Origin of the sequence: Saccharopolyspora sp., from assembly GCF_017434145.1 — a bacterium.
Taxonomy (GTDB): domain Bacteria; phylum Actinomycetota; class Actinomycetes; order Mycobacteriales; family Pseudonocardiaceae; genus Saccharopolyspora_C; species Saccharopolyspora_C galaxeae.
In genome coordinates, this window is record NZ_JAFRFW010000108.1 from 1 (window position 1) to 1738 (window position 1738).

Here is a 1738-nt window from a genome sequence, read left to right on the forward strand (position 1 = left end):
CCGATTCGCCGGGTTCGCCGTAGGACGGGACGGGCAGCACCTGCGGCCGGTCGGTCGCGGCGGGTGGCGGCTCGGCGGACTCGTCCGGCGGGCCGGAGACGTAGGCCGATTTGAACTGGTCGTAGACGCTGGTGTCGACCTTGAGGTACCCGGCGCCGGGCAGCGGCGGCAGGTGGAACGCGTCCGGGGTGTCCAGCACCGTGCGGCTCTCCATCTCGGAGAGCGTGCGCAGCCCCAGCCGGTAGGACAGGTAGGTGTCCAGCCCGCGCAGCTTGCCGCCTTCGATGCGCTGGCTGGACAGCAGCAGGTGCACCCCGCCGGACCGGCCGATCCGGCCGATGCGCAGGAACAGCTCGATGAACTCCGGTTTCGCGGTCATCAGCTCGCCGAACTCGTCGATGACCACGAACAGGTGCTGCAGCGGTGGCAGTTCCGGCGGTTCGCCCAGCGCCGCGCGGCGCATCGCGTACTGGGTGATGTCCACGCTCTTGTCCGCGTCGGCCAGCAGCTGCTGCCTGCGCTGCACCTCGCCGTCGAGGCTGGCGTACATCCGCTCCACCAGCGAGGAGTCCGACTCCAGGTTCGTGATCAGCCCCGCCACGTGCGGCAGGTTCTCGAACGGGGCGAACGTGGCGCCGCCCTTGTAGTCGACCAGCACCATGCTGACCTGCTCCGGCGGGTGCGTGACCGCCAGCGCCAGCACCAGCGTGCGCAGCAGCTCGCTCTTGCCGGAACCGGTGGCGCCGACGCACAGCCCGTGCGGGCCCATGCCGAGCTGCGCGGACTCCTTCAGATCCAGCAGCGTCGGGCTGCCCAGCCCGGTGACGCCGATCGGCACCCGCAGGAAGTCCCGCTCGCCGCGCCTGCTGCGCAACTTGTCCGGGTCCAGGCGCGCCGGGTCGTCGATGCCCAGCAGCGACAGGAAATCCGCCGGCGGCGTGCCGGAACCGTCGTCGTAGGAGTCCGCGGACAGCCGCAGCGGAGCGAGTTCCCGGGCGAGTCCGGTGGCGAACGCCTGCGAAGTCGGCTCCAGCGCACCGCTGATCGCAGCGGCCGGGGAGAGCTGCTCCACGGTGAGCCCGTCGCCCACGGTGATCCGGCTGGAGATCTCGCTCGGCTCGTGCAGCCGGTCGGCCAGCAGGTGCAGCACCGTCACCCCGAGCCGGTCCAGGCCCACGCCCTGGTCCGGTGTGGACAGCGCACCGGCGACGCCGCCGTAGGCGTCGTCGATCACCAGCAGCCGCGAGCGGGTCACCGACTCGGACTGCCCGGAACCGTGCCGGAACGCTTGCGCGGCGCGGGTGGCCCGGTCGGAGAGGTCGTCGGCGAGCAGCGCGGCGAGGCGTTGCGCGTCCGGCGCGAACAGCGGTTGCGGGCCTGCGGGACCGATGGAGCCGCGGTCCAGCGCGTGCGGTAGCCAGCGCACCCACGCCCATTCCGGTTCCCGCTCCGGCGGTGCGATCACCGCGATGGTGACGTCGTCCGGTGCGTGCGTGGCCGCGACCTGCACCAGCAGCGTCCGCGCGGCGTCGAGCACCTCGGCCCGGTCTGCGCCGATCAGCGAAACATCGCCCGCGCGGTCCAAGTTCGCCCGCAGCGGCAGGTGCGGGACGGTGCCGAAGCGGCGGCGCAGCGCCTCGGCCTCGGCGAGCATGAACGGGTCCGGCGGGTTGACCGGGTTGCCCTCCACCCGCATCCGCAGCTCCCGCACCGGCTGGTGCCCGGTGCCCAGCCGGAC

General features: G+C 72.8%; 1 protein-coding gene. It reads right to left on the bottom strand.

Annotated features, from left to right (window positions below; genetic code table 11):
* A partial coding sequence (gene eccCa / locus IJH84_RS02915) for a type VII secretion protein EccCa (RefSeq protein ID WP_295139887.1) occupies positions 1-1738 on the bottom strand: 1738 nt, incomplete at both ends.